General features: G+C 63.4%; 18 protein-coding genes and 5 pseudogenes. 7 read left to right on the top strand and 16 right to left on the bottom strand.

Annotation, left to right across the window (positions count from 1 at the left end):
- Positions 1 to 4 precede the first annotated feature (4 nt).
- The 11 genes and pseudogenes from ptsP to X738_RS45670 form a co-directional block, all read right to left on the bottom strand.
- Complete coding sequence (ptsP, locus tag X738_RS45710; RefSeq protein ID WP_023796728.1) at positions 5 to 1591, bottom strand: phosphoenolpyruvate--protein phosphotransferase; 1587 nt, start codon at positions 1589 to 1591, stop codon at positions 5 to 7.
- A complete protein-coding gene (locus X738_RS45705; RefSeq protein ID WP_023796727.1) occupies positions 1575 to 1877 on the bottom strand; it encodes an HPr family phosphocarrier protein in 303 nt (100 codons plus the stop codon). Before X738_RS45705 ends, ptsP begins: the two co-directional genes overlap by 17 nt.
- A 21-nt stretch (positions 1878 to 1898) precedes the next feature.
- On the bottom strand, positions 1899 to 2288 hold the full coding sequence (gene dhaM / locus X738_RS45700; protein ID WP_023796726.1) for a dihydroxyacetone kinase phosphoryl donor subunit DhaM: 390 nt from the start codon (positions 2286 to 2288) through the stop codon (positions 1899 to 1901).
- Positions 2285 to 2887: a dihydroxyacetone kinase subunit DhaL gene (dhaL, locus tag X738_RS45695; RefSeq protein ID WP_023796725.1), complete on the bottom strand. Its 603-nt coding sequence runs from the start codon at positions 2885 to 2887 to the stop codon at positions 2285 to 2287. The genes dhaM and dhaL overlap by 4 nt, the downstream gene beginning before the upstream one ends.
- 83 nt (positions 2888 to 2970) lie before the next feature.
- Positions 2971 to 3990 carry an ABC transporter ATP-binding protein gene (locus X738_RS45690; protein ID WP_023796724.1) on the bottom strand — a complete coding sequence of 340 codons (1020 nt, stop codon included), beginning with the start codon at positions 3988 to 3990 and terminating at the stop codon, positions 2971 to 2973.
- Complete coding sequence (locus X738_RS45685; RefSeq protein WP_023796723.1) at positions 3983 to 5095, bottom strand: ABC transporter ATP-binding protein; 1113 nt, start codon at positions 5093 to 5095, stop codon at positions 3983 to 3985. The genes X738_RS45690 and X738_RS45685 overlap by 8 nt, the downstream gene beginning before the upstream one ends.
- Positions 5096 to 5098: 3 nt before the next feature.
- Complete coding sequence (locus tag X738_RS45680) at positions 5099 to 5305, bottom strand: hypothetical protein (protein WP_027151572.1); 207 nt, start codon at positions 5303 to 5305, stop codon at positions 5099 to 5101.
- Positions 5302 to 5571 (bottom strand): annotated as a pseudogene (locus tag X738_RS84445) (carbohydrate ABC transporter permease); the annotation flags it as partial. The gene X738_RS45680 and the pseudogene X738_RS84445, both read right to left, overlap by 4 nt.
- A 15-nt stretch (positions 5572 to 5586) precedes the next feature.
- Positions 5587 to 6354, bottom strand: a pseudogene (locus X738_RS45675) (carbohydrate ABC transporter permease); the annotation flags it as partial.
- Positions 6351 to 7188, bottom strand: a pseudogene (locus tag X738_RS82035) (carbohydrate ABC transporter permease). The pseudogenes X738_RS82035 and X738_RS45675, both read right to left, overlap by 4 nt.
- A 126-nt stretch (positions 7189 to 7314) precedes the next feature.
- Positions 7315 to 8646 carry an ABC transporter substrate-binding protein gene (locus tag X738_RS45670; protein WP_023796720.1) on the bottom strand — a complete coding sequence of 444 codons (1332 nt, stop codon included), beginning with the start codon at positions 8644 to 8646 and terminating at the stop codon, positions 7315 to 7317.
- Positions 8647 to 9050: 404 nt separating this feature from the next.
- Here X738_RS45670 and hrpB point away from each other — a divergent pair.
- The 4 genes and pseudogenes from hrpB to nhaA all read left to right on the top strand — a co-directional run bounded on the left by hrpB (position 9051) and on the right by nhaA (position 14981).
- Positions 9051 to 11670: pseudogene (gene hrpB / locus X738_RS45665) on the top strand (ATP-dependent helicase HrpB).
- Positions 11671 to 11702: 32 nt separating this feature from the next.
- The gene (locus X738_RS45660; protein WP_023796718.1) at positions 11703 to 13028 is read left to right on the top strand and encodes an ActS/PrrB/RegB family redox-sensitive histidine kinase; all 1326 of its coding nucleotides are present in this window, start codon (positions 11703 to 11705) and stop codon (positions 13026 to 13028) included.
- 63 nt (positions 13029 to 13091) lie between these two features.
- Entirely contained in the window at positions 13092 to 13655 is a 564-nt protein-coding gene (locus tag X738_RS45655; RefSeq protein WP_023796717.1) for an ActR/PrrA/RegA family redox response regulator transcription factor, read from the top strand.
- Between the two features lie 129 nt (positions 13656 to 13784).
- Positions 13785 to 14981: a Na+/H+ antiporter NhaA gene (gene nhaA, locus X738_RS45650; protein ID WP_023796716.1), complete on the top strand. Its 1197-nt coding sequence runs from the start codon at positions 13785 to 13787 to the stop codon at positions 14979 to 14981.
- A 225-nt stretch (positions 14982 to 15206) separates the two neighbouring features.
- Here the strand turns inward: nhaA and X738_RS45645 are convergent, their stop codons facing one another.
- The gene (locus tag X738_RS45645) at positions 15207 to 15707 is read right to left on the bottom strand and encodes an MmcB family DNA repair protein (protein ID WP_023796715.1); all 501 of its coding nucleotides are present in this window, start codon (positions 15705 to 15707) and stop codon (positions 15207 to 15209) included.
- Positions 15708 to 16766: 1059 nt separating this feature from the next.
- On the opposite strand from X738_RS45645, the gene X738_RS45640 reads away from it, so the two are divergent.
- On the top strand, positions 16767 to 16949 hold the full coding sequence (locus X738_RS45640; RefSeq protein WP_306454924.1) for a hypothetical protein: 183 nt from the start codon (positions 16767 to 16769) through the stop codon (positions 16947 to 16949).
- A 39-nt stretch (positions 16950 to 16988) separates the two neighbouring features.
- On the opposite strand, the gene cueR is transcribed toward X738_RS45640, so the two are convergent.
- Positions 16989 to 17411 (bottom strand): Cu(I)-responsive transcriptional regulator, encoded by a 423-nt coding sequence (cueR, locus tag X738_RS45635; protein ID WP_023796712.1) that lies wholly within the window; start codon positions 17409 to 17411, stop codon positions 16989 to 16991.
- Positions 17412 to 17637: 226 nt separating this feature from the next.
- On the opposite strand from cueR, the gene X738_RS45630 reads away from it, so the two are divergent.
- On the top strand, positions 17638 to 18255 hold the full coding sequence (locus X738_RS45630) for a L,D-transpeptidase (RefSeq protein ID WP_023796711.1): 618 nt from the start codon (positions 17638 to 17640) through the stop codon (positions 18253 to 18255).
- Between the two features lie 110 nt (positions 18256 to 18365).
- On the opposite strand, the gene X738_RS45625 is transcribed toward X738_RS45630, so the two are convergent.
- The 3 genes from X738_RS45625 to trpS all read right to left on the bottom strand — a co-directional run bounded on the left by X738_RS45625 (position 18366) and on the right by trpS (position 21000).
- Positions 18366 to 18935, bottom strand: a complete 570-nt coding sequence (locus X738_RS45625; RefSeq protein WP_023796710.1) for a NifU family protein — start codon at positions 18933 to 18935, stop codon at positions 18366 to 18368.
- Positions 18936 to 19337: 402 nt separating this feature from the next.
- On the bottom strand, positions 19338 to 19829 hold the full coding sequence (locus X738_RS45620; protein ID WP_023796709.1) for a universal stress protein: 492 nt from the start codon (positions 19827 to 19829) through the stop codon (positions 19338 to 19340).
- A gap of 88 nt (positions 19830 to 19917) precedes the next feature.
- Entirely contained in the window at positions 19918 to 21000 is a 1083-nt protein-coding gene (gene trpS / locus X738_RS45615) for a tryptophan--tRNA ligase (protein ID WP_023796708.1), read from the bottom strand.
- A gap of 297 nt (positions 21001 to 21297) precedes the next feature.
- On the opposite strand from trpS, the pseudogene X738_RS88690 reads away from it, so the two are divergent.
- Positions 21298 to 21739, top strand: a pseudogene (locus X738_RS88690) (integrase); the annotation flags it as partial.

Genomic DNA, 21739 nt, shown 5'->3' with positions numbered 1-21739 from the left:
GTGCCTAGATCGAGACGTCCGCAATGGCCACCTTGGCCATTGCGAGCTGGGCGGGAACCACGGAAAGGTCGCGCAGACCGGCCTCAATCAACGCCGGGATCGCCGCAGGATCGCCGCCGGCGTCGCCGCACAGGCTGACCGGAATCTTTTGCGCGCGGCCGAACGCCGCAACCGAGGCGATCAGCCGAAGCACGGCCGGGTTCCTGATCGAATTGAGATGCGCGACCGAGGCATTGTCGCGCGCCGCCGCCATCACATACTGGGTCAGGTCGTTCGAGCCGATCGAGAAGAAGGCGACCTCGGCAAACGCCTCAGGAGCGATCGCCACCGACGGCACCTCGACCATGATGCCGAGCGGCGGCATTTTTTGCGCGACGCCGCGCGCGGCAAGCGCGGCCTGCTCTTCGGCGAAGAGCGCGGCTGCTCGCTGATACTCGTCCCACACGGCGACCATCGGGAACATCACCTTGAGATTGCCATGCAAGGCGGCGCGCAGCAGCGCCCTGATCTGCACCCGAAAAACCTCCGGTCTCGCCAGCGATAGCCTGATGCCGCGCAGGCCGAGAAACGGATTACCCTCCTCGACGGTGAAACCCGGCACCGGCTTGTCGCCGCCGGCGTCGATGGTGCGGATGGTCACCGGTCTGTCGCCGGCCCATTCGAGCACCTTGCGGTAGGCGCGATACTGCGATTCCTCGTCCGGCAGCGTCTTGCCGAACAGGAACTCGGTCCGCATCAGCCCGACGCCATCGCAGGTCGAGACATCGATACCGTCGACATCGGACGGATCGGCGATGTTGACCTGCACCCGCACCGCAGTGCCGGCTTTCGTCACCGCCGGCCGAGCCAAAAAAGTTTCCGCCCTGTCGCGACGTGCCGCGAAAGACGACGACGATTGCCGGAACGCCTCGACCTCTGCCCTTGTTGGCCTCAACACGATGCCGCCGTGCTCGGCATCGAGCAGGGCGACGCCGGCAAGATCAGCCGGCGAAGCACCGAGCCCCACGATCATAGGCACGCCGCGCGAGCGCGCCAGCATGGCGACGTGGCTGGCGGTACTGCCCGCCTTCAGCGCAATGCCGCCGCCGGCGCTCCAGTCGGTTTCGAGAAAGCGCGTCGGCGCGATGTCCTCGCCGTAGAAGATGGCGCCTGTCGGCGCGGCAGCCGCGCTGTCCGCTGTCAGCGCGCGAAGCACCTGGTCTCTGATGTCGCGCATGTCGGCGGCGCGTGCCCGGAAATAATCCTGATCCGACGTTTTATAGCCGACAATTTCGGCGTCAAGCGCCTGCCGCCATGCCGCATCGGCCGGCTGGCCGGCGGCAATCGCGGCAAAGGCCGGGCCGGTCAGCGCATCGTCCTCCAGCATGGCGAGCTGGAATTCGAGAATGTCGGCGGCATCGCCGTCGGTTGCCTGGATCAGCTTGGCAAGCCGGCCTGTCGCTGTGCCGATTGCCGTTTCGAGCGCGAGCCTCTCGTCAGCGGCGGTCGCTTTACCTTTATAGCGCGCGACGACCGGGTCGAGGTTGAACAGCGGCCCTTCGGCATAGCCGGCCGAAGCCGGGATCCCCTGCAGCTTAAGCGGTTCGGGCATGGTCCACGCCCTCGTCGAAGTCGCGCCGCACCAGTTCGACGAGCGCGCCGACCGCCTCGCCGGCACCGTCGCCCTTGGCTCTGATATGCAGCACCGTGCCTTTCGGCGCCTTGGCCGCCATCACCTTGACGATGCTCTTGGCGTCGAACCAAGGACCGTTGGCGGCGAGCGCAACTTCGACTTCGGCCGAAAACGTCTTGGCGAGCTTGGTGAATTTCACCGAAGGGCGCGCATGCAGGCCGACCTCATGGGTGATCAGAACGGTGGCTTCTGCGGATGCGGACATTGAGTCAAAATTCCTGTTCATTCACGATGGCGACAATTCGTGTGCCGTCGCCACCACTTCCCTGAGCGAGGCGCCGCCGGACGCCTCCGTCGCCGCCATCACCGCGCCCTCGACGATCGGCGCGTTGCAGACGATGATCTTGTGCGCGCGCGGCTCGCCGATCATCTCGACCGCCATCTCGCTGTTGGTTTCGGCGCCGCCAAGATCGACAAGTATAGCGACACCTGCCACCGACCAGGCCTTGTCGATCGCGCCCATGATCGCCTCGACATTGGTTCCCAGCCCGCCATGGCCGTTTCCGCCGCACCATGCAAGCGGCACTTCGTCGCCGACCATCTGGCGCACCATGTCGGCCGTGCCCTCGGCGACCAGCGGTGAATGCGATACGATGACAATGCCGACATTGCTCATGCTTGCCCCTCGATGGTCTCGGTGACAGCCCGCACCAGAAGCGCGGTCGAGCGTGCCCCGGCATCCATATGGCCGATGGAGCGGTCGCCGAGAAACGAGGCGCGCCCGCGCAAGGCCTTCATCGGCACGGTGGCATCGGCAGCACTGTCCGCGACATCGGCGATTTCCGATCCGGTCTTTCCCTGCAGCAGGGCGTCATGAACCGGTTGCAGCACGTCGAGCATGGTCTTCTGCCCGACCTGCGACTTGCCCCTGGCTGCCACCGCCTCGATCGCCTTGCCGAACGCCGACATCAGGTTGGCGCGATCCGGCTCTACGGAAATTTCCTTGCCGAGCGCCATGAACAGCGTCCCGAACAAGGGGCCCGAAGCCCCGCCGACGGTCATTACCAGCTTGGTGCCGATCGCCTTCAGAGCGTCCGGCAGCGGCTTTGTCGCGAACGTGTCCGCCTCGGCGCGCACTGCCTCGAAGCCGCGCTTCATGTTCAGCCCATGGTCGCCGTCGCCAATTGCCTGGTCGAGCTTAGTCAGCTCTTCGGCGTGAGCGGCAATCGTGTCGGCGGTGACTGATATCAGCGTCTTCAGGTCAAGCTTGTCCATCGTCCCGGTCTTGTCCAGTGTCGCAGTCTTGTCCAGTGACCCGCTCTTTTCCAGTATCCCGTTCTTTTCCAATGTCCCGGGGCTCATCGGTTTGCAATCCTGTTTCCGGCCTGGTCGAAGAACAGCGGCGCCCGGTAGCGGATAATCACCCTGTCGCCTTTTTCCAATTGGATGTCGGGTTCGGTCAGCGTCACCAGCTTTCTGCTTCCCACCGTCACATGCAGGTGGTTCTGGTCGCCCAGATGCTCGACCCAGTTAACAACGCCGTCGGCGGGGCCGTTCGATGCCTTGCCGATCGACAGATGTTCTGTACGCGCGCCGATCGTTTTGGTTCCCGCCGGCATGTCGCCATCCGGCAGCAGGCCGGTCGGCAGCAGATTGATCGCCGGCTGGCCGAGCCTTGCGGCTACATGAACGTTTGCCGGCTCCGAGTAGATGGTGCGTGGCGTGCCGATCTGCGCCAGCACGCCGTCGGCGAGAATGCCGATGCGATCGGCCATCGTCATCGCTTCGATCTGGTCGTGCGTGACATAAAGCATGGTGGCGCCGACCTCGGCCTGGATGCGCTTCAGTTCGAGCCGGAGATCGGCGCGCAACTTGGCATCGAGCGACGACAGCGGCTCGTCCATCAGATAGATCGAGGGCTTGCGCACCAACGCGCGCCCGATGGCGACGCGCTGCATCTCGCCGCCGGAAAGTTTGGTGGAGCGGTTGTTCAGCTTGTGGTGGATACGCACCATCTTGGCCACATCCTCGACGCGGCGGCGCACCGAGTCCTCGCTCAGCCGCCGCGCAGGCGAGCGCAGCGGAAAGGCCAAATTGTCGAAGACCGACAGATGCGGATAAAGCGAATATTGCTGGAAGACGAAGGCCGTGTCGCGCTCGGCCGGCGACAGCATTGTCGCATCGCGGCCGCCGATATGGATCGAGCCCGTATCCGGCCGTTCCAATCCGGCGATAAGTCTGAGCGTCGTCGTCTTGCCGGCCCCGGTCGGGCCGAGCAGCACGACGAATTCGCCGTCGGCGACGTGCAGATCGAGAGTGTCCACGGCGACATGTTCGCCGAAGCTCTTGGTCACGCCTTTGATCTGCACGTCAGCCATGATGCGCTCTTCCCTGGGAAGCCCCGTCATGGATTGCGGTTCGCACCGCGCGGCCGGAGCCCTTCTCGAACAGCGACAGCCGTGCGCTGCTCAGCGCCAGGCCGACATGGTCGCCCGCATTGAGCCGGATTTCGGCCGGCACCCGCGCCTTGATGATGCCGCCGGATGTCTCCACCGCAACGATCTGCGTGGTGCCGAGATACTCGGTGCTATAGATGGCGCCGCGCAGCTTCGAAGCGTCGTCGAAGCGGATGTGTTCCGGTCGGATGCCGAGCGCCATGTCGGCCGGCGCGATGTCCTCGCGCACCTCCGGCACTGCCACCTTGGCGCCTTGCACCAAAATCTCCTTGGCGCCCTTTGAAAGCCCGCCGCCGAAGCCGAGAAAATTCATCGGCGGCGAGCCGATGAAATCGGCGACGAACATCGTCGCCGGCCGGTCATAGATTTCGCGCGGCGTGCCGAACTGTTCGATTACCCCGTGGTTCATAACCGCGATCTTGTCGGCCATCGACATCGCTTCCATCTGGTCATGCGTGACATAGACCGTGGTGGCGTGGATGCGGTTGTGCAGTTCGCGCAGTTCATGCACCATGAGATCGCGGAATTCGGTGTCGAGCGTGCCGAGCGGCTCGTCCATCAGGAAGCATTTTGGCCGCCGCACGATGGCGCGGCCGAGCGCCACGCGCTGGCGATCGCCGCCGGCAAGACCGGAGACCGATTTGTTGAGCAGATGGTCGATGCGCAACAGCTTCGCCGTCTCTTCGACGCGCCGGCGGATTTCGATGCCTGGCGTGCCCTGCGCCAGCAGCGGGAAGCCGATGTTCTTGCGCACGTTCATATGCGGATAGAGCGCGAACAGCTGGAAGACGAAGGCGATGTCGCGCTCGCGGGCACGCCGCATGGTAACGTCCTCGCCACCGAGCAGGATCTTGCCGCCGGTCGGCAGTTCGAGCCCGGCAATCATGCGCAACGTCGTCGTCTTGCCGCAACCCGACGGCCCCAGCATGACGAAGAACTCGCCATCCCCGACGACGAAGTTGGAATCCTGCACGGCGACGAAATCGCCGAATGCCTTTCTCAGATGCTCGACCCTGATCTCCGCCATCGTCTACTCCGGAAACTTCGAGACGATGATGAACATCGCCGTGCCGGCCAGCATGGTGATGAACGAATAAGTGTAGAGCGACAGCGCGAACGGCTGGAACAGCATCAGGAAGCCAATGGCAATGATCACCGTGGCGATATTCTCCATCAATCCGCGCCTCGCCCAGACCGGCCAGCGCGACTTGCGTTTTGCGGGTTGGGTCATGCTCATTTGCGCACCGCGCCGAAAGTGATGCCGCGCAGCAACTGCTTGCGAAGCAGGATGGTGAACACCAGGATCGGCACCAGGAAGATCGTCGTGCCCGCGGCGACCGCCGGCCAGTCCTGGCCGCCTTCGCCGATGATGGTCGGGATGAAGGGCGGTGCGGTCTGCGCCGTGCCCGAGGTCAGCAGTGCGGCGAAGGCATATTCGTTCCAGGCGAAGATCAGGCAGAAGATGGCGGTCGCGGCGATGCCGGTGGCCGCCTCCGGCAGCACNGTGCCCGAGGTCAGCAGTGCGGCGAAGGCATATTCGTTCCAGGCGAAGATCAGGCAGAAGATGGCGGTCGCGGCAATGCCGGTGGTCGCCTGCGGCAGCACGGTGCGCCAGAAGGCCTGCAGCCGCGTATATCCGTCGATCATCGCCGCTTCTTCGTACTCGCGCGGGATTTCGTCGATGAAGCCCTTCAGCAGCCACACGGCGAGCGACACATTGACCGCCGTATAGAGCAGGATCATGCCGAGCGCGGTGTCCGACAGGCCAATCTCGCGATACATCAGGTAGATGGGAATAGCGACCGCGATCGGCGGCATCATGCGCGTCGACAGGATGAAGAACAGCAGGTCGTCGGCCAGCGGCACCTTGAAGCGCGAGAAGCCATAGGCCGACAATGTGCCGAGGAACACCGCGCAAAAGGTCGAGCCGAAGGCGATGATCAGCGAATTGACGAAGCGCGGCATGAAATTGGACGGGCCGGCGATCACCATGTTGCGCTTGCGCACTGTCTCATCGCAGATGTCCGTCGCCGGTCCCAGCGCGTTGATGTATTCCGGTGTCTGCCGGGTGCGGGTCGAGAACAGATTGCAGTAGCCCTCGAGGCTCGGCTGGAACAGGATTTTTGGCGGATAGGCGATCGAGTCCGGCGGCGTCTTGAAGCTGGTGGCGAAGATCCACAACAGCGGCACGATCGAGATCAGCGCGTAAAGCACGATAATTGTGCCGGCGACGCGCTTCGAAATCGCGGAGGGTGCGACAACAGAATGGGCTGACGTCAGGCTCATCTCTGCTTCACCTTGTTGAGCGCCTTGACATAGATGTTGGCTAGCCCGAACACCGCAACGAACAGGATTATGGCGAAGGCCGAGGAATAGCCGGTCCGCCAGCTTTCGAAGGCCTGCCGCTTCAGCGTGATCGAGGCGACCTCGGTGGTCGATCCCGGTCCGCCGCCGGTCAGGAGGTTGACCATGTCGAACATCTTGAAGTTCTCGATGCCGCGGAACAGTACCGCCAGCATGATGAAGGGCAGCGCCATCGGCAGCGTGATCGACCAGAACTGCCGCCAGTTGGAGGCGCGGTCGACCTCGGCGCGTCCAAGCGGCCCGTGTAGATCGGAAGNCCGGAATGCCGGTGGCGAACGAGATGGCATAGGCGAACAGCCCGATCTGCGGCTCGTAGAGGAAGCGCCAGAAATTGCCGACCACTGCCGGCGACAGCATCATCGGCACCAGAATGATGGTCGTCCAGAAGGCGTGGCCGCGAAACTTCCGATCGATCAGCCAGGCCAGGGTAAAACCGATCAGCGTTTGCAGCAGGATGGTCCAGAATACGAAATGCGCCGTCGTCTGCATGGCGATCCAGATGTCCTGGTCGCCGAGGATGCGCTTGTAGTTGGCAAGGCCGACGTTCCTGACCACCTCGTTGGGACGGTTGGCGCGGTAATTGGTGAAGGACAGATAGATCGCCCAGAACAGCGGGAAGATGTTGACGGCAAGCAGCAACAGGATCGTCGGCGAGATGAACAGCCAGGCGAGGCCCTTGTCGCTGATACCTCGGACCTTGCGGGCCAACGGCTCAGGCGTAGCCCGGGCGACGCTGTCCGCAGTCCGATTGAGCATGGTCAGTCCCGCTTCGGTCACTTGGGTCGTCTCGACAGTGGAATTTATCTGAGCTGTGTCCCGTGCCAAGGGTGGCACGGGACACGCGGTCGTGGCTCGGGAGGAGCCGATTGGATACTGCCCCAACTACATCTTGCCGTCGTCCTGGAAGACCTCGGTCCAGTCCTTGACCAGGCCATCAAGTGCATCCTTGGCCGAACCCTGGCCGGCGACGACGTAATCATGGAAGCGCTTCTGCGACGCCTGCAGCAGCGGCGCATAGCTGGGCTCTGCCCAAAAATCCTTCACGATGGCCATGGAGTCGAGGAAGGTCTGCGCATAAGGCTGGCTGGCCGGGAAGCCTGGATCCTTGACGACCGCGTTGAGGCAGGAAAAGCCGCCGAGCGACCACCATTTGGCCTGAACATCCTTGTTGGCGAACCACTTGATGTATTTGAGCGCAGCCTCCTGCTTGTCGGAGTAAGAGACCACCGAGATGCCCTGGCCGCCAAGCTGGGCGAATTGATCGCCGTCGGGCCCCTTGGGATTGGCGAAATAACCTATCTTGTCGCCGCCGACATTTTCGTCCTTCTGCAGGCCTGGCCAGGTAAAGGCGAAGTTCATGTGCATCGCCACCTGGCCGGATTTGAAGGCGTCGACGCCTTCGCCCATGTAGCTGTTCGAGGCTCCAGGAGGCGTGCAGCAGTCATAGAGCGCCTTGTAGAACTCAAGACCCTTCACCGATTTCTCGGAGTTGACGAAGCCGTCCATCTCGTATGGCTTGTCGGGATTCTCATATTTGAAACCGAAGCTGTAGAGCCCGTCCATGGCACCCATGGTGATGCCTTCGGAGCCGCGCTCGGTATAGATCGATGCGCCATAGACCGTCTTGCCGTCGATCTCGCGCTTCTGGAAAAACTCGGCGATCTGCTTCAGCTGGTCGAAGGTCGTCGGCGCTGCGAGATCCCAGCCGTACTTTTCCTTGAATTCCTTCTGCAGTTCCGGCTTGGAGAACCAGTCCTTGCGATAGGTCCAGCCGACGACGTCGCCCATGGCCGGCAGCGCCCAGTAATTCGGCGAGTTCTTCGGCCATTCGGAGTAGCCGACGACGGTCGCTGGCACGAAGTCGTCCATGCTGATCTTCTCCTTGTCGAAGAAGTCGTTCAGCTTGACGTAGTGGCCGTTCTCGGCCGAGCCGCCGATCCACTGGCTGTCGCCGATGATCAGGTCGCACAGCTTGCCCTTGGAATTCAGTTCGTTGAGGAAGCGATCGGCATAGTTGGTCCACGGCACGAATTCGAATTTCATGCCGATGCCGGTTTCCTTGGTGAAATCCTTGGACAATTCGACAAGCGCGTTGGCCGGGTCCCAGGCTGCCCAGCAAAGCGTCAGATCTTCAGCCTGCGCCACATTCGAAACGGCGGTCGACGCAAACATCGCCGATGTCAGTCCCAACGTCAGTTTCAAGGTCGATTTCATGCCTTCCTCCCATTTGCGAAACGCGCCCGGATGACGGTTTCAAATAACCTCAAAACCCCCTCCTCAGGGGTCTAAACATGACGACGCGGTTAAGCGGCGGATGTTTAGTAATTTGTTTAGTGATGCAATTTTTACTAAACAACGCAAGCGAATTCGTCGCTGCGCTGCAGCATAATTCGCTTGTATCTGGGCGGTGGCCCTGGCCGCGCCGTTCCATCAGGAAATATCCCGACTTCCTGTCGCTCCTCGGCCGCGTCATCCTCGGTGGCTTCCGCCTTTGACTATGGCGAGTAGGTGGACCCGCTTTGAGTTGGTCCGTTGCCCAGTTGCGCGGCGACCGCCACCGCTGATATGCGGGGCGCGACCGACCTGCCGCGAGATTGGGTGGATGCATCCCTGAAACAATGACCAGAAAACCCTTGCCAGAGCTTCCGGTCTCCGCCGTCCTGCCGGCGCTCGGTGAAGCGCTCGGCCATGGCAACAGTGCCGTGCTGGTGGCGCCGCCCGGCGCCGGCAAGACGACGCTGGTGCCGCTGGCGCTGCTCGATGCCGCTTGGCTCGGCACGGGGAAGATCATTCTGCTCGAGCCGCGCCGGCTCGCTGCCCGCGCAGCCGCCCGCCGCATGGCCGAACTGCTCGGCGAGGAGCCCGGCGAAACGGTCGGCTATGCCATGCGGATGGAGAACCGCACTTCTGCGAGGACCAGAATTCTTGTCGTCACCGAAGGCGTGCTGTCGCGGATGATCCTCGACGATCCGGAGTTGCCCGGTGTCTCGGCGGTATTCTTCGACGAGTTCCACGAGCGCTCGCTCGACGGCGATTTTGGTCTGGCGCTGGCGCTCGATGTGCAAGGTGCGCTGCGGACCGATCTGCGATTGCTGGTCATGTCGGCGACGCTCGACGGCGCGCGCGTCGCTCGGCTGCTTTCCGGCGCCCCGGTGATCGAGAGCGAAGGCCGCGCCTTTCGCGTCGATATCCGCTACGACGAGCGGCCGGCCGGCATCGCCATCGAGGACGCGATGGCCAAGGCAATCCGCGCGGCCCTTGCCGAGGAGAGCGGCAGCGTGCTCGCCTTCCTGCCCGGCCAGCGCGAGATCGAGCGCACCGCCGAGCGGCTGCAAGGCCGCGTCAGTGCCGACACCGACATCGTGCCGCTCTATGGCATGCTCGACAACAAGGCGCAGGACGCCGCGATCAAGCCGGCGCCGTCCGGCCGCCGCAAGGTGGTGCTGGCGACCTCGATCGCCGAGACCTCGATTACCATCGACGGCGTGCGCGTCGTCATCGATTCCGGCTTGTCGCGCCTGCCGCGCTACGAGCCGGCCAGCGGCCTGACGCGGCTGGAGACGGTGCGGGTCAGCAAAGCCTCCGCCGACCAGCGCTCCGGCCGCGCCGGCCGCACGCAGCCCGGCGTCGCCGTCCGGTTGTGGCGGGGCGNCCGAGCAGACCGCGGCACTTCCCGCCTTCACGCCGCCGGAAATCCTCGAGGCGGACCTTTCCGGACTTCTGCTCGATTGTGCAGCCTTCGGTGTCGCCGACCCGTCGAGCCTCTGCTTCCTCGATCCGCCGCCGGCCCCGGCACTCAGCGAGGCAAGGGCGCTGCTTCGTGCGCTCGACGCCATTGACGAGGCAGGGCGACTGACGCAATCGGGTGCTGCGATGCGCAGGCTGGCACTGCCGGTGCGGCTGGCTCACATGGTCGCCGAGGTGGCAAACACCGGCCGGGCGTTCGAAGCGGCCATGCTCGCCGTGCTGCTCACCGAGCGTGGCCTGGGCGGCGACGGCGCCGACCTCGAACGGCGGCTGATTCGGTTCCGATCCGAAAGATCGCCGCGCGCCACCGCCGCCCGGCAGCTCGCCGAGCGGCTGGCGAAACAGGCTTCACCCTCGCCCTCGAGGGGGGCCGAAGGACGGGCGAGACCCGTGGTTCGCCCCGGTATGTCGAACCGCGAAGCGGATCGGGGTGGGGTTGGGTCGGGCACGTCATCGCCGACCCCACCCCGTCTCCCTCGCCTCGCTGGGCAAGGCTCACTGGCCGACCCTCCCCTCGGGGGGGAGGGCAGCGCCGGCGCTCTCCTCATCCATGCCTGGCCGGATCGCGTCGCCAGGGCGCGCGGAGAGCGCGGCCGTTTCGTGCTGGCCAACGGTTCAGGCGCCATGCTTGACGCCGCCGACCCACTGGCGGGCGAAACCTGGCTTGTCGTCGCCGATCTGCAGGGCAAGGCGCAGAATGCCCGCATTACGGCAGCGGCGGCGATAGACGAAGCCGACATTCGCGCTTCGCTCGCCGACAAGATCGAGACAAACCGCGAAACCAGTTTCGACCGCGACAGACGTGCGGTCCGTGTGCGTGAAACCGTTCGCCTCGGCGCCATCACCCTGTCCGAACGGATGCTGCCGGCGCCGGCCGGCATCGCCGCCGATCGCGCCATCCTTGACGCCCTGCGCCAACACGGGCTGGCGCTTCTGCCGTGGGGCAAGGAGGCCGAAACGCTGCGCCAACGGCTCGACTGGCTGCATCGCGGTCTTGGCGCGCCCTGGCCAGATGTTTCCGATGAGGCGCTCATCGACCGCCTCGACGACTGGCTGCTGCCCTTCCTTTCCGGCGCGGCGTCATTTGCCGCGATCGATCCGGGCGTGCTTTCGGCCGGCCTCATGGCATTGGTGCCGCACGATCTGCAGCGCCGGATCGAGGCGCTGGCGCCGACCCATTTCGACCCTCCATCCGGCAGCCGCGTGCCGATCCGCTATGACGGTGAATGGCCGGTGCTGGCGATCCGCGTCCAGGAGCTGTTCGGTCTCGACCGGCATCCCGCGATCGCCAACGGCGCGGTGCCGCTGACGCTCGAGCTATTGTCACCGGCGCACCGACCGATCCAGACGACGCGTGACCTGCCCGGTTTCTGGCGCGGCTCCTGGGCCGATGTGCGAGCCGAGATGCGTGGCCGCTATCCCCGGCATGTCTGGCCGGAGAACCCGCTTCTCGCCACCGCCACCAGCCGCGCCAAACCGCGGGGGACCTAGCCTTTCTCCTTTTCCGGCTATAATCCTTGGCCATGATAAACATCCTGCGGGCGCCCGACTTCCAGCAAAGCCAGCGGCTGCGCCTCAACACGCTGATCAGGCTGCGCTGGCTTGCCATTGTTGGCCAGAGTCTGACGGTCCTTGTCGTTGCCTATGGGCTGAAATTCCCGCTGCCGGTCAGTCTCTGCTTCGCGCTGATCGCCTGTTCGGCCTGGATGAACCTGCTGCTGACCTTCCGTTATCCGGCGGCGCATCGGCTGACCCCGCTGCAGGCTTTCGCCATCCTGACCATCGACAGCCTGCAGCTTGCCGGTCTGCTTTACCTGACCGGCGGCCTCACCAACCCGTTTTCAGTGCTGGTCACCGTGCCCGTGGTCATCTCGGCGACGTCGCTGCCGCTGCGCCTGACCGCCATCCTCGGCGCGCTGGTGATGGTGACGGCGAGCCTGCTGGTGTTCTTCCATCTGCCGCTGCCCTGGTACGAGGGCGCGCCGCTGGAGATGCCGTTCATTTACGTCGCCGGCATGTGGATGGCGGTGTTTTCCTCGATCGCCTTCACCGCGATCTACGCCTTCCGCGTGGCCGAGGAAGCCCGGCTGCTCGCCAACGCGCTTGCCGCCACCGAGCTGGTGCTGCAGCGCGAACAGCATTTGTCGGCGCTGGACGGCCTTGCCGCTGCCGCCGCGCATGAGCTCGGCACGCCGCTCGCCACCATCACGCTTGTTGCCAAGGAGATGGAGAAGGCGCTCCGCAATGACCCGAAATACGGCGAGGACGTGACGCTGCTGCGCTCGCAGAGCGAGCGTTGCCGCGAGATCCTCAAACGCCTGACCAGCCTGTCCTCCGAGGGCGAGGCGCATCTCTCCCGCCTGCCGCTGACCTCGCTGGTCGAGGAGATGACCGCCCCGCACCGCGATTTCGGCATCTCGATCAAGCTTCTCCCCGGCGAGCGCATCGGCCCCGAACCGGTGGGACGGCGCAATCCCGGCGTCATCTACGGCCTCGGCAATCTGGTCGAGAACGCCGTCGATTTTGCCCGCAAGAGCGTCACCGTGCGCTGGAGCTGGAACGAGGCAACGGTCACCTTCTCGATCACCGACGACGGGCCGGGCTTTCCTCCCGAAATTATCGATCGCATCGGCGAGCCCTATATGTCGACACGCCAGGGCACCGAGGCCGGCGGCGGCCTCGGACTGGGGCTGTTCATCGCCAAGACCCTGCTTGAACGCTCGGGCGCCACGCTCGATTTCCGCAATTCAAACGAGCCGGGCGAGGGCGCCGTCGTGCGGATATCGTGGCCGCGCAGCGTCTTCCTCAATCCTGAATCGGCTTCGGCCACCATGTTTGACACGGCTTGAATTGGACAATAGCGCTCCAAAACTATATCTGCGTAAAATTCGGGCAGCAGGAATGTCAAGACGATGAATGGCGACGAAACGATTGGCGCAATGGTTGAGGGCGAGGACACCTCGCTGCTGATCGTCGACGACGACAGGCCATTCCTCACGCGCCTTGCCCGCGCCATGGAGACCAGGGGTTTCGTGGTCGAGACGGCCGAGAGCGTCGAGGAGGCCGTGGCCAAGGCGCGCGCCAATCCGCCAGCCTACGCGGTGGTCGACATGCGGCTCGCCGACGGCAACGGCCTCGACGTCGTCGCCGCCATCCGCGAGAAGCGCGACGACGCCCGCGCCGTCATCCTCACCGGCTATGGCAACATCGCCACCGCGGTTACGGCGGTGAAGCTCGGGGCCATCGACTATCTGTCGAAACCGGCCGATGCCGACGAGGTTTTCGCGGCTCTTACCCGCACTGCGGGCGAACGCGCCGCGCCGCCTGAAAACCCGATGTCTGCCGACCGCGTGCGCTGGGAGCACATCCAGCGCGTCTACGAAATGTGCGACCGCAACGTCTCCGAGACGGCGCGCCGGCTCAACATGCATCGCCGCACGCTGCAGCGGATACTCGCCAAACGCGCGCCGCGCTAACGCCTGACGGTCCTATGCGCCCCCAAGGTCGCGCGGCACTGTAGGAACTGCCCTGCCATCGGCGGTTGCGCATCATCGCACAGGGTGATGTTGTCCCTGCCGGCGGGTAGGCGATACGATGGAGACGACATGCAGGACCAGAAGCCGCGGCCGATCTCCATCTTTCGCGAATTCCTGGCCAGCGAGGCGGCAGGCGGCATCGTCCTGATGGCAGCCGCGGCATTGGCGCTGGTCGTCGCCAATTCGCCGCTGGCCGAAACCTATTTCGACGCCCTTCACGCCTATCTGGGACCGCTCAGCGTATCGCACTGGATCAATGACGGCCTGATGGCGGTGTTTTTCCTGCTGGTCGGCCTGGAGATCAAGCGCGAGATGCTGGACGGCCAGCTCTCGACCTGGCCACGCCGCGCTCTGCCCGGCATCGCCGCTGCCGGCGGCATGCTGGTGCCGGCGCTTGTCTATGTCGCCATCAACCGCGACAATCCAGCCGCCCTGTCCGGCTGGGCGATCCCGACCGCCACCGACATCGCCTTTGCGCTCGGCGTGCTGTCGCTGCTCGGCAGCCGCGTGCCAGGGTCGCTGAAGGTATTCCTCACCGCGCTCGCCATCATCGACGACCTTGGCGCCGTCATCATCATCGCGGTGTTCTATACGAGCGGCCTGTCGCTCGCCTATCTCGGCGCCGCCTTCGCGGTCATCGCTCTGCTCATCGTGCTCAACCGCATGAAGGTGCTGACGCTGCTGCCCTATCTCCTGCTTGGTGTCGTGCTGTGGGTGCTTGTGCTGAAATCGGGCGTCCATGCCACGCTCGCCGGCGTGGCGCTGGCCCTGACCATACCTTTGAAAATCACCCCCGGCATCAGCCAGGATTCAGACCATTCACCGCTGCACCGGCTCGAGCACGGCCTGCACAGGATAGTGCCCTTCGTCGTCGTCCCGATCTTCGGCTTCGCCAATGCCGGCGTCCCGCTCACCGGCCTCAGTGCTGCCACCCTGGTCGAGCCACTGACGCTGGGCGTCGCCGCCGGCCTCGTCGCCGGCAAGCTGGTCGGCGTGTTCGGTTCTTCTGCGCTTGCCATCCGGCTCGGCCTCGCCGATCTGCCGGTCAATGCCGGCTGGCTGCACATGGTCGGCATTTCGCTGCTCTGCGGCATCGGCTTCACCATGAGCCTGTTCATCGGCCTGCTCGCCTTCGCCAGCAATGTCGAGCTCCAGGACGCGGTGAAAGTCGGCATCCTCGCCGGCTCCTTCATCGCCGCCATCCTCGGCGCCGCCGTGCTGCTGATGGCGCCGGCAGCGAATGGGATGGACCAAGAGGAAGAGTAGCCGACGAACGTTGCGCCGCCCCTCATTGCCCTGCCGGGCATTTCTCCCCGTTTAGAGACGGGGAGAAAGACGCCTTCGCAAAAGATTTCGCCAATCTCCAGCGTTGCAGAAAGGGTGCAGAGGTTGCGGCCAGCGCCCCTTCTCCCCGTTCACGGGGAGAAGATGCCGGCAGGCAGATGAGGGGCAGCGCAAACGTCGAAGGTTACAGGGGGATCCGAAAACCCTCTACTCGCTCTCGCCCTCCAGCGCCGGCACCGCCACGCCGGCAAGTTCCGCCGCCAGCAGCCGCGCTGCTCCGGCCCGCGCGATCCTCAGCATCAGCGCCTTGCGCGTCGCCGCCACCATGCGGTGCTCGGGCGCATCGCGCAGGATTTCGGCGCCGTAGCCGTCGGAAAGGATAAAGCCGCATTCCTGCGGAAAGATCTCCGACGGCACGCCGGGATGGGTGGCGAAAAAAAATCGGTCGGAGTGCAGCCGGTAGTCCGGCCATTTGCGGTCGACCCTGAAATCCTCGATCGAGGATTTGATCTCGATGATCCAGATGTCGCCCTGGCGGGTCAGCGCGACGAGGTCGGCGCGGCGCCCGGTCGCCAGCGACAGTTCCGGCAGCACATGCGCGCCCATCTCCCTGAGCAGCCGCTGCACGCCACGCCGAACCAGCATCGCGCGCTCCGACTGGCGGCCGTCGATCAGCGGATTGAGGGGTACAGGTGAGATGATTGGCATGGGCTCACCATGCCAGACTTTGTTCACGGTTTGAACCCGTTTCTTGATGGCAGCTGTGCATTTGACAACCTGTATTGCAGAACGGGGCGGGGTTGGCGTCCTGCTGGCAGGTCGATTTCCCCGCGACTTCGTGCCTAGGTTAAGCCAGGGCGGGAATACGCAATCGCAGCTATCGTCGTGCTAATTCTAGGAGCTATCAAATGGCTCCTTTAGGAGCCATCGTTTCCTAAGCGCTACCCCTGCCATTCCCCGATGGCTGGGTCGCGCTGTCGGGTAGGGGCGTTTCAAGCTCTGCCTTAACTTTTAGAACGCCGTCAACCAGGTCATTGAACTCCTCAACGCTTAAACTGCACAGGGCCTCGGCCGCACCGTAATGGCAAAATTGAATTCTACGAATTTCTTGTTGTCGGCTCTATCCAGCTTGATGAAGAACCTAAACGAATGGGCTCCGCGAAGCGACACATAGACATAACCCAAGTCGACGGCCATGAACTGCCGTTTGATGAACTGCCAAAGCCCCATAGTCGCCCCGCCTTTTCCTACGGGTATCTGTTGCCTCCAAGCTGCCTAGCGCGGCCAGCGGCAGTTGGTGATTTGACAGTTAGTGGGCCGCACATTATCCGCTCTACGCCCGGTGTATTTATATAATAAGCCCGCACGCAGTATTTATTTGGAGTGTCTGGCAGGCAAAGTTCACGCTTTTCACCTGTCCCTGGCTCAACATAGATTCGACAGGTTTTTTTACTCGTATCATAAGGAACGTTCGCCTGACTGGTGCATGCCGATGCACCGACGGCAACGGCTATAGCGGTGGCTATGCGGATCATGTGTTTCCCCCAAGACAACCGCACTTGAATCATGATTTGTTGCCGGTGCCAAGGCGTATTGTCGAATAAATAAGCGCCTTTCCTAAGGTGATTGTATATTTGATCAAAGACCCGACAGTTTAGCGCGTTCGACTCAGTGAGCGGACAAAGAGAACAATGGCCCATAATTCACGTCTTCATACATTAGTAATATGAGATATTGTGCGAATGCGGGTGGGTTTAGGGAGTTTGGATGATGAACGCGGACGAGATGCAGGCGGTGGCCGACGCCTATCCGGTCGTGACGCCTGACATGGCACCCAGGCAATTGATCAAAGCGGCCAGGAACCCGAACGCGTCAAAGAAGGAAATCGCCCGTGCGGCGTTCTTCTCGATTGTCGCCTTGAGCGTATCGATGGTGCCGATTGATCGCTGAAACCTAACCTGGAAAACGGCTGGCGACGCCACGCAACCTTCACACCTGTGCGGGAACGACTTTGCCAGATGGCAAAACCGCCCCCGCGATATCGTCCAGGATCGGGCAGTCCGGCCGGTCATCGCCGTGGCAGGCATGGATCAGCTTCTGCAAGGTCGAGCGCATCGACTGCAATTCGCGCACCTTCTTCTCGATCGCACTCACATGCGCGGCGGCGATCTCGCGCACGTCATGGCTGGCGCGGCTGCGGTCCTGGTAGAGCGCCATCAGCTGGCGGCAGTCGTCGATGGAAAAGCCGAGATTGCGCGCGCGGCGCAGAAACGTCAGCCGGTGGATGTCGTCGCCCGAATAATCGCGGTAGCCGTTGCCGGCCCGCGCCGGACGGATCAGGCCGATCTCCTCATAGTAGCGAATGGTCTTGGCCGGTAGGCCGGAACGCTGGGCGGCATCTCCGACATTCATGATTGGTTCCCTAACTTCGGGCGGCCTGGCGGACCGCCCCATTGAATTTCCTAGATAATCTTATGAGAGCCGTTGCCGAAAAGCCACAGCTGTGGACTTACCGGCATGTAAGCCCCTGCATATAGGCATCGCCCGCTTGGCAAGCAAAGCAAATGCCAGCATGAATGATAGCGACAAGGCGGCCGTCTCGTGCCGCTACCTTTCGGGCGGGGCATCGGACCTTTTCATGCGCATGAAGTCATTCGCAATCGTCGCGGCACTTGCGCTGTCGACGGCAATTGCCGGTTGCAGCACCATCGGCTCGCAGATCTTCACCAACAACTATGGCCCGATGACCGACGCAGGCTATCAACTGCCGCGCATTCCGATCGAAAAGGTGCCGTTCAAGTACCGCCGGCAGATCGTTAGCTACGACAGCGATGAAAAGCCGGGCACCATCGTCGTCGATACCCAGAACAAGTTTCTCTATTATGTCATGGGCGGCGGCGAGGCGATGCGTTACGGCATCGGCGTCGGCCGCGAGGGTTTTGAATGGCGCGGCACCGCCCGCATCGCGGCGAAGCGCGAATGGCCGACCTGGACGCCGCCATCGGCGATGATCAAGCGCCAGCCGGAACTCGCCAAATTTGCCGGGGGCATGGACCCCGGATTGACCAACCCGCTCGGCGCGCGCGCCCTGTATCTGTTCAACAAGGGCGGCGATTCAGGCTACCGCCTGCATGGCAGCCCGGAGTGGAACTCGATCGGCAAAGCGATGTCGTCGGGCTGCATTCGGCTGATGAACCAGGACATCATCGACCTTTACGACCGCACCTCCGTCGGCGCCAAGGTCATCGTTCTCTAGAGCTCATACGCGGACCGTCTAGGCAACAACTGACGTCCCAAAACAAAAAACCGGGCAATTTGGCCCGGTTTTTTGTGTCGCGCGAAGGGGCGAATTGACGTCCTTTGATCTTAAGAGACCTGTTCGACCTGCTGCACCTCGGGCACAAAATGCCGGAGCAGGTTCTGGATGCCGTGCTTCAGCGTCGCCGTCGACGACGGGCAGCCGGCGCAGGCGCCCTTCATGTGCAGGAACACGGTGCCGTTCTCGAAGCCGCGGAAGGTGATGTCGCCACCGTCCTGGGCGACGGCCGGACGCACCCGCGTGTCGAGCAGTTCCTTGATGGTGATGACCAGTTCCTCGTCGGCCTTGTCGTAGAATTCGCCGGTCTGGCTGGTCTCGGCGGCGGGGCCGGCCCTGGCCATGACCGGCGCGCCGGACATGAAGTGCTCCATGATGGCGCCGAGGATCGCCGGCTTCAGATGCTGCCAGTCGGGGCCGTCCTTGGTCACGGTGACGAAATCATAGCCGAAGAAGACGCCGGTCACGCCGGGGATCTCGAACAGCCGGCCGGCCAGCGGCGAAGCCGCGGCAGCGCTGTCGGCATCGCGGAAATCGGCGGTGCCTTCGACAAGCACTTCCTTGCCGGGCAGGAACTTCAATGTCGCCGGATTTGGCGTCGATTCGGTCTGGATGAACATGGGCGTCTCCGAGCCCGTTCGGGCATATAGTTTGGAATAATTCTAAATAGGCCTTATCGGCAGGACATTCAAGCGAAAGCCATCGCCGGAACGGCTGGCTGGGAGAATGTTTTTGCGGTCTTCTAAAACTACTTTGAGGTGTGTTGAGATTCAGCTCAGGCCGAGCCGGAGTCGAAGACGGGCGCGAAGCGACCAAAATGACGGTTTCCGAGAACCGGAGCGGAGCGTACTTTTGGGTACGTGAGCCCGCGCATGACTCCGAAATCGAATTTGATTTCGGAAGGTCATGCGCAAAATCAGAGTTCTACAGCGTCCTTTGCGCGCCCTACAAGGCGCGCGGCGCTGTAGTAAGCACAGGAAGCCGCCGTTTGCAGGCCGGCCTCACCTGAATATCAGCACACCTTAGGCCAGGCTGTCGATTTCTTCGTCTGACAGGTTCTGCGGCACCACTGTCACCGGGATCGGGAAGGCGGCGCCCTTGCCGGCGACCGCGCCGACCAGCGGGCCCGGCCCCTCCTTGCCGGCGCCGGCGGCCAGCACGAGGATGGCGATATCCTGGTCCTCCTCGATCAATTTGTGGATCTCTTCCGTCGGCTTGCCTTCGCGCACCACCAGTTCCGGCTCGATGCCGAGCTTCTGGCGCACCTTGTTGGCATAGCTGTCCAGTGCGGCGCGCGCGGTGGCGGTGGCCTCCTCGCGCATGATCTTCTCGACACCCAGCCAATGCTGGAAATCGTCCGGCTCGATCACATAGAGCAGCACCAGCACGCCGCTGGTGCTCTGCGCGCGCTTCGAGGCGTAGACGACGGCCCTTTCGCATTCGGGCGTGTCGTCGATGATCGCCAAAAACTTGCGGCGATGGCCGGCTTCGCGGCTGAGGCGTTTGGAGACCATATTCTACCTCAAATGGTTTCGGTCGCAATCTGCCACCGCCACAGCCCGGCCGCAAGCGACCGGCGGATGTAGCGATATTGGCTGCAGATTAACCCTGCAGCAGGCCGATGATGTCGCGCACGGTCTTCATCGTCGCCTCGGCCAGCAGGCCGGCCCGCTCGCCGCCATCCCTGAGCACCGCGTCGACATAGGCGCGGTCGTCGGAAATGCGGCGCATTTCGCCGGCGACCGGCGCCAGCTTTTCCACGGCAAGGTCGGCCAGCGCCGGCTTGAATACCGAAAACTGCTGGCCGCCGAACTCTTTCAGCACTGCCTCCTTCGATATCTCGGCGAGACCCGCATAGATGCCGACCAGGTTTTCGGCTTCCGGCCGGCCGGCCAGGCCGTCCAATTCGCCAGGCAACGCCTCCGGGTCGGTCTTGGCCTTGCGGATCTTCTTCGAGATGCTGTCGGCATCGTCGGTCAGATTGATGCGCGACAGGTCCGACGGATCCGACTTCGACATCTTCTTCGAGCCGTCGCGTAGCGACATGATACGCGCCGCCGGTCCGCCGATGATCGGTTCGGTCAGCGGCAAATAACCGTTCACGGTCTCCTCGCCGACCTTCATCTCGACCCCGACGCCAAGGCCGGCAATGCGGTCGGAAAAGTCGTTGTTGAATTTTTGCGCGATGTCGCGTGTCAGCTCCAGATGCTGCTTCTGGTCGTCGCCGACCGGCACATGGGTGGCGCGGTAGACGAGGATGTCGGCAGCCATCAGGCTCGGATAGGCAAGCAGCCCAAGAGAGGCGTTCTCGCGATCCTTGCCGGCCTTGTCCTTGAACTGCGTCATCCGGTTCATCCAGCCGATGCGGGCGACGCAATTGAAGATCCAGGCAAGCTCGGCGTGCTGCATGACCCGCGACTGGTTGAAGACGATGTGCTTCTTCGGGTCGATGCCGGAGGCGAGAAACGCCGCGGTGATCGCGCGCGTCTGGTCCTTGAGATCCTCATGGACAAGCTGCGCGGTCAGCGAATGCAGGTCGACGACGCAATAGATGCAATCGGAGGTGTCCTGCAGGGCGACGAATTTCTTGATGGCGCCGAGATAGTTGCCGAGGTGCAGATTGCCGGTCGGCTGGACGCCGGAAAAAACGAGGGGCTTGAAGGCGGGCTGATTGGCGTCGGTCATGGTGCTTCCCTGGCTTGTGGAGGGCCGTTTCGCGCGCGGCGAAAGTCTTGCGACGGCGCGCTTATGGACGAGAGCGAGTAGACGATCAAGGGGCTGTAGGCGATCGCAGCAGAGCGATTGCTTCAGGTCGGATTGCTTGTTCGATGTTGTTGGCGCTGCGCCTATAGCGCCTGTCTCGGCTTGACAGGTCGGCGCTGCCCCTCATTGCCCTGCCGGGCATTTCTCCCCGTATAGTGACGGGGAGAAAGACCCGTCTGTCCGAACCGGATAGATAGGTAACAGAATGGACTGATTGCATGGGTGACAGTTTTCTCCTTCGCCGGGAGGACCGGCGATGGNCTGCATGACCGGCCGCGGGCGCCGCTCAATCATGGCCGGGCGACGGCGGTGGATCTGGTGGAGCGGATCGTTGCGGCGAAGGAGGCACACCCGCTGTGGGGGCCGAAGAAGATCATGGCGCGGCTCAAGCGCACCGCTCCCGAGTTGGCCTGGCCGTCGGCCTCGACNCCACAAGGGCTGGTTCCGCACCCGTGACGGGTGGCGCTGCGAACCGTTGACGGTGATGGATGCGTCGTGCCGCTACCTTTTGGCGCTCGAAGCGACGGGCTCGACGGCGGACGACGAGGCTTGGCCGGTGTTCGAGCGGCTGTTGAGGAACATGGCCTGCCGGATCGGTTCAGAAGCGACAATGGCTCGCCTTTCGCGTCGGCCGGCGTCACCGGGCTGACGCCGCTGTCGG

The organism is Mesorhizobium sp. L48C026A00 (assembly GCF_000502375.1).
Lineage (GTDB): Bacteria > Pseudomonadota > Alphaproteobacteria > Rhizobiales > Rhizobiaceae > Mesorhizobium > Mesorhizobium muleiense.
The sequence above is the reverse complement of the archived record's forward strand: the minus strand, read 5'-3'. Positions and strand labels throughout refer to the sequence as shown.

What these genes read in the sequence shown, in the direction of transcription:
- X738_RS45705 (WP_023796727.1), bottom strand. Translation starts at nt 1,877, where the DNA reads ATGTCCGCATCCGCAGAAGCCACCGTTCTGATCACCCATGAGGTCGGC.
- ptsP (WP_023796728.1), bottom strand. Translation starts at nt 1,591, where the DNA reads ATGCCCGAACCGCTTAAGCTGCAGGGGATCCCGGCTTCGGCCGGCTAT.
- cueR (WP_023796712.1), bottom strand. Translation starts at nt 17,411, where the DNA reads ATGAATGTCGGAGATGCCGCCCAGCGTTCCGGCCTACCGGCCAAGACC.
- X738_RS45620 (WP_023796709.1), bottom strand. Translation starts at nt 19,829, where the DNA reads ATGGTCTCCAAACGCCTCAGCCGCGAAGCCGGCCATCGCCGCAAGTTT.
- X738_RS45625 (WP_023796710.1), bottom strand. Translation starts at nt 18,935, where the DNA reads ATGTTCATCCAGACCGAATCGACGCCAAATCCGGCGACATTGAAGTTC.
- X738_RS45670 (WP_023796720.1), bottom strand. Translation starts at nt 8,646, where the DNA reads ATGAAATCGACCTTGAAACTGACGTTGGGACTGACATCGGCGATGTTT.
- X738_RS45660 (WP_023796718.1), top strand. Translation starts at nt 11,703, where the DNA reads ATGATAAACATCCTGCGGGCGCCCGACTTCCAGCAAAGCCAGCGGCTG.
- X738_RS45685 (WP_023796723.1), bottom strand. Translation starts at nt 5,095, where the DNA reads ATGGCGGAGATCAGGGTCGAGCATCTGAGAAAGGCATTCGGCGATTTC.
- X738_RS45645 (WP_023796715.1), bottom strand. Translation starts at nt 15,707, where the DNA reads ATGCCAATCATCTCACCTGTACCCCTCAATCCGCTGATCGACGGCCGC.
- X738_RS45680 (WP_027151572.1), bottom strand. Translation starts at nt 5,305, where the DNA reads ATGAGCATGACCCAACCCGCAAAACGCAAGTCGCGCTGGCCGGTCTGG.
- X738_RS45640 (WP_306454924.1), top strand. Translation starts at nt 16,767, where the DNA reads ATGATGAACGCGGACGAGATGCAGGCGGTGGCCGACGCCTATCCGGTC.
- X738_RS45630 (WP_023796711.1), top strand. Translation starts at nt 17,638, where the DNA reads ATGCGCATGAAGTCATTCGCAATCGTCGCGGCACTTGCGCTGTCGACG.
- X738_RS45655 (WP_023796717.1), top strand. Translation starts at nt 13,092, where the DNA reads ATGAATGGCGACGAAACGATTGGCGCAATGGTTGAGGGCGAGGACACC.
- nhaA (WP_023796716.1), top strand. Translation starts at nt 13,785, where the DNA reads ATGCAGGACCAGAAGCCGCGGCCGATCTCCATCTTTCGCGAATTCCTG.
- trpS (WP_023796708.1), bottom strand. Translation starts at nt 21,000, where the DNA reads ATGACCGACGCCAATCAGCCCGCCTTCAAGCCCCTCGTTTTTTCCGGC.
- dhaM (WP_023796726.1), bottom strand. Translation starts at nt 2,288, where the DNA reads ATGAGCAATGTCGGCATTGTCATCGTATCGCATTCACCGCTGGTCGCC.
- X738_RS45690 (WP_023796724.1), bottom strand. Translation starts at nt 3,990, where the DNA reads ATGGCTGACGTGCAGATCAAAGGCGTGACCAAGAGCTTCGGCGAACAT.
- dhaL (WP_023796725.1), bottom strand. Translation starts at nt 2,887, where the DNA reads ATGGACAAGCTTGACCTGAAGACGCTGATATCAGTCACCGCCGACACG.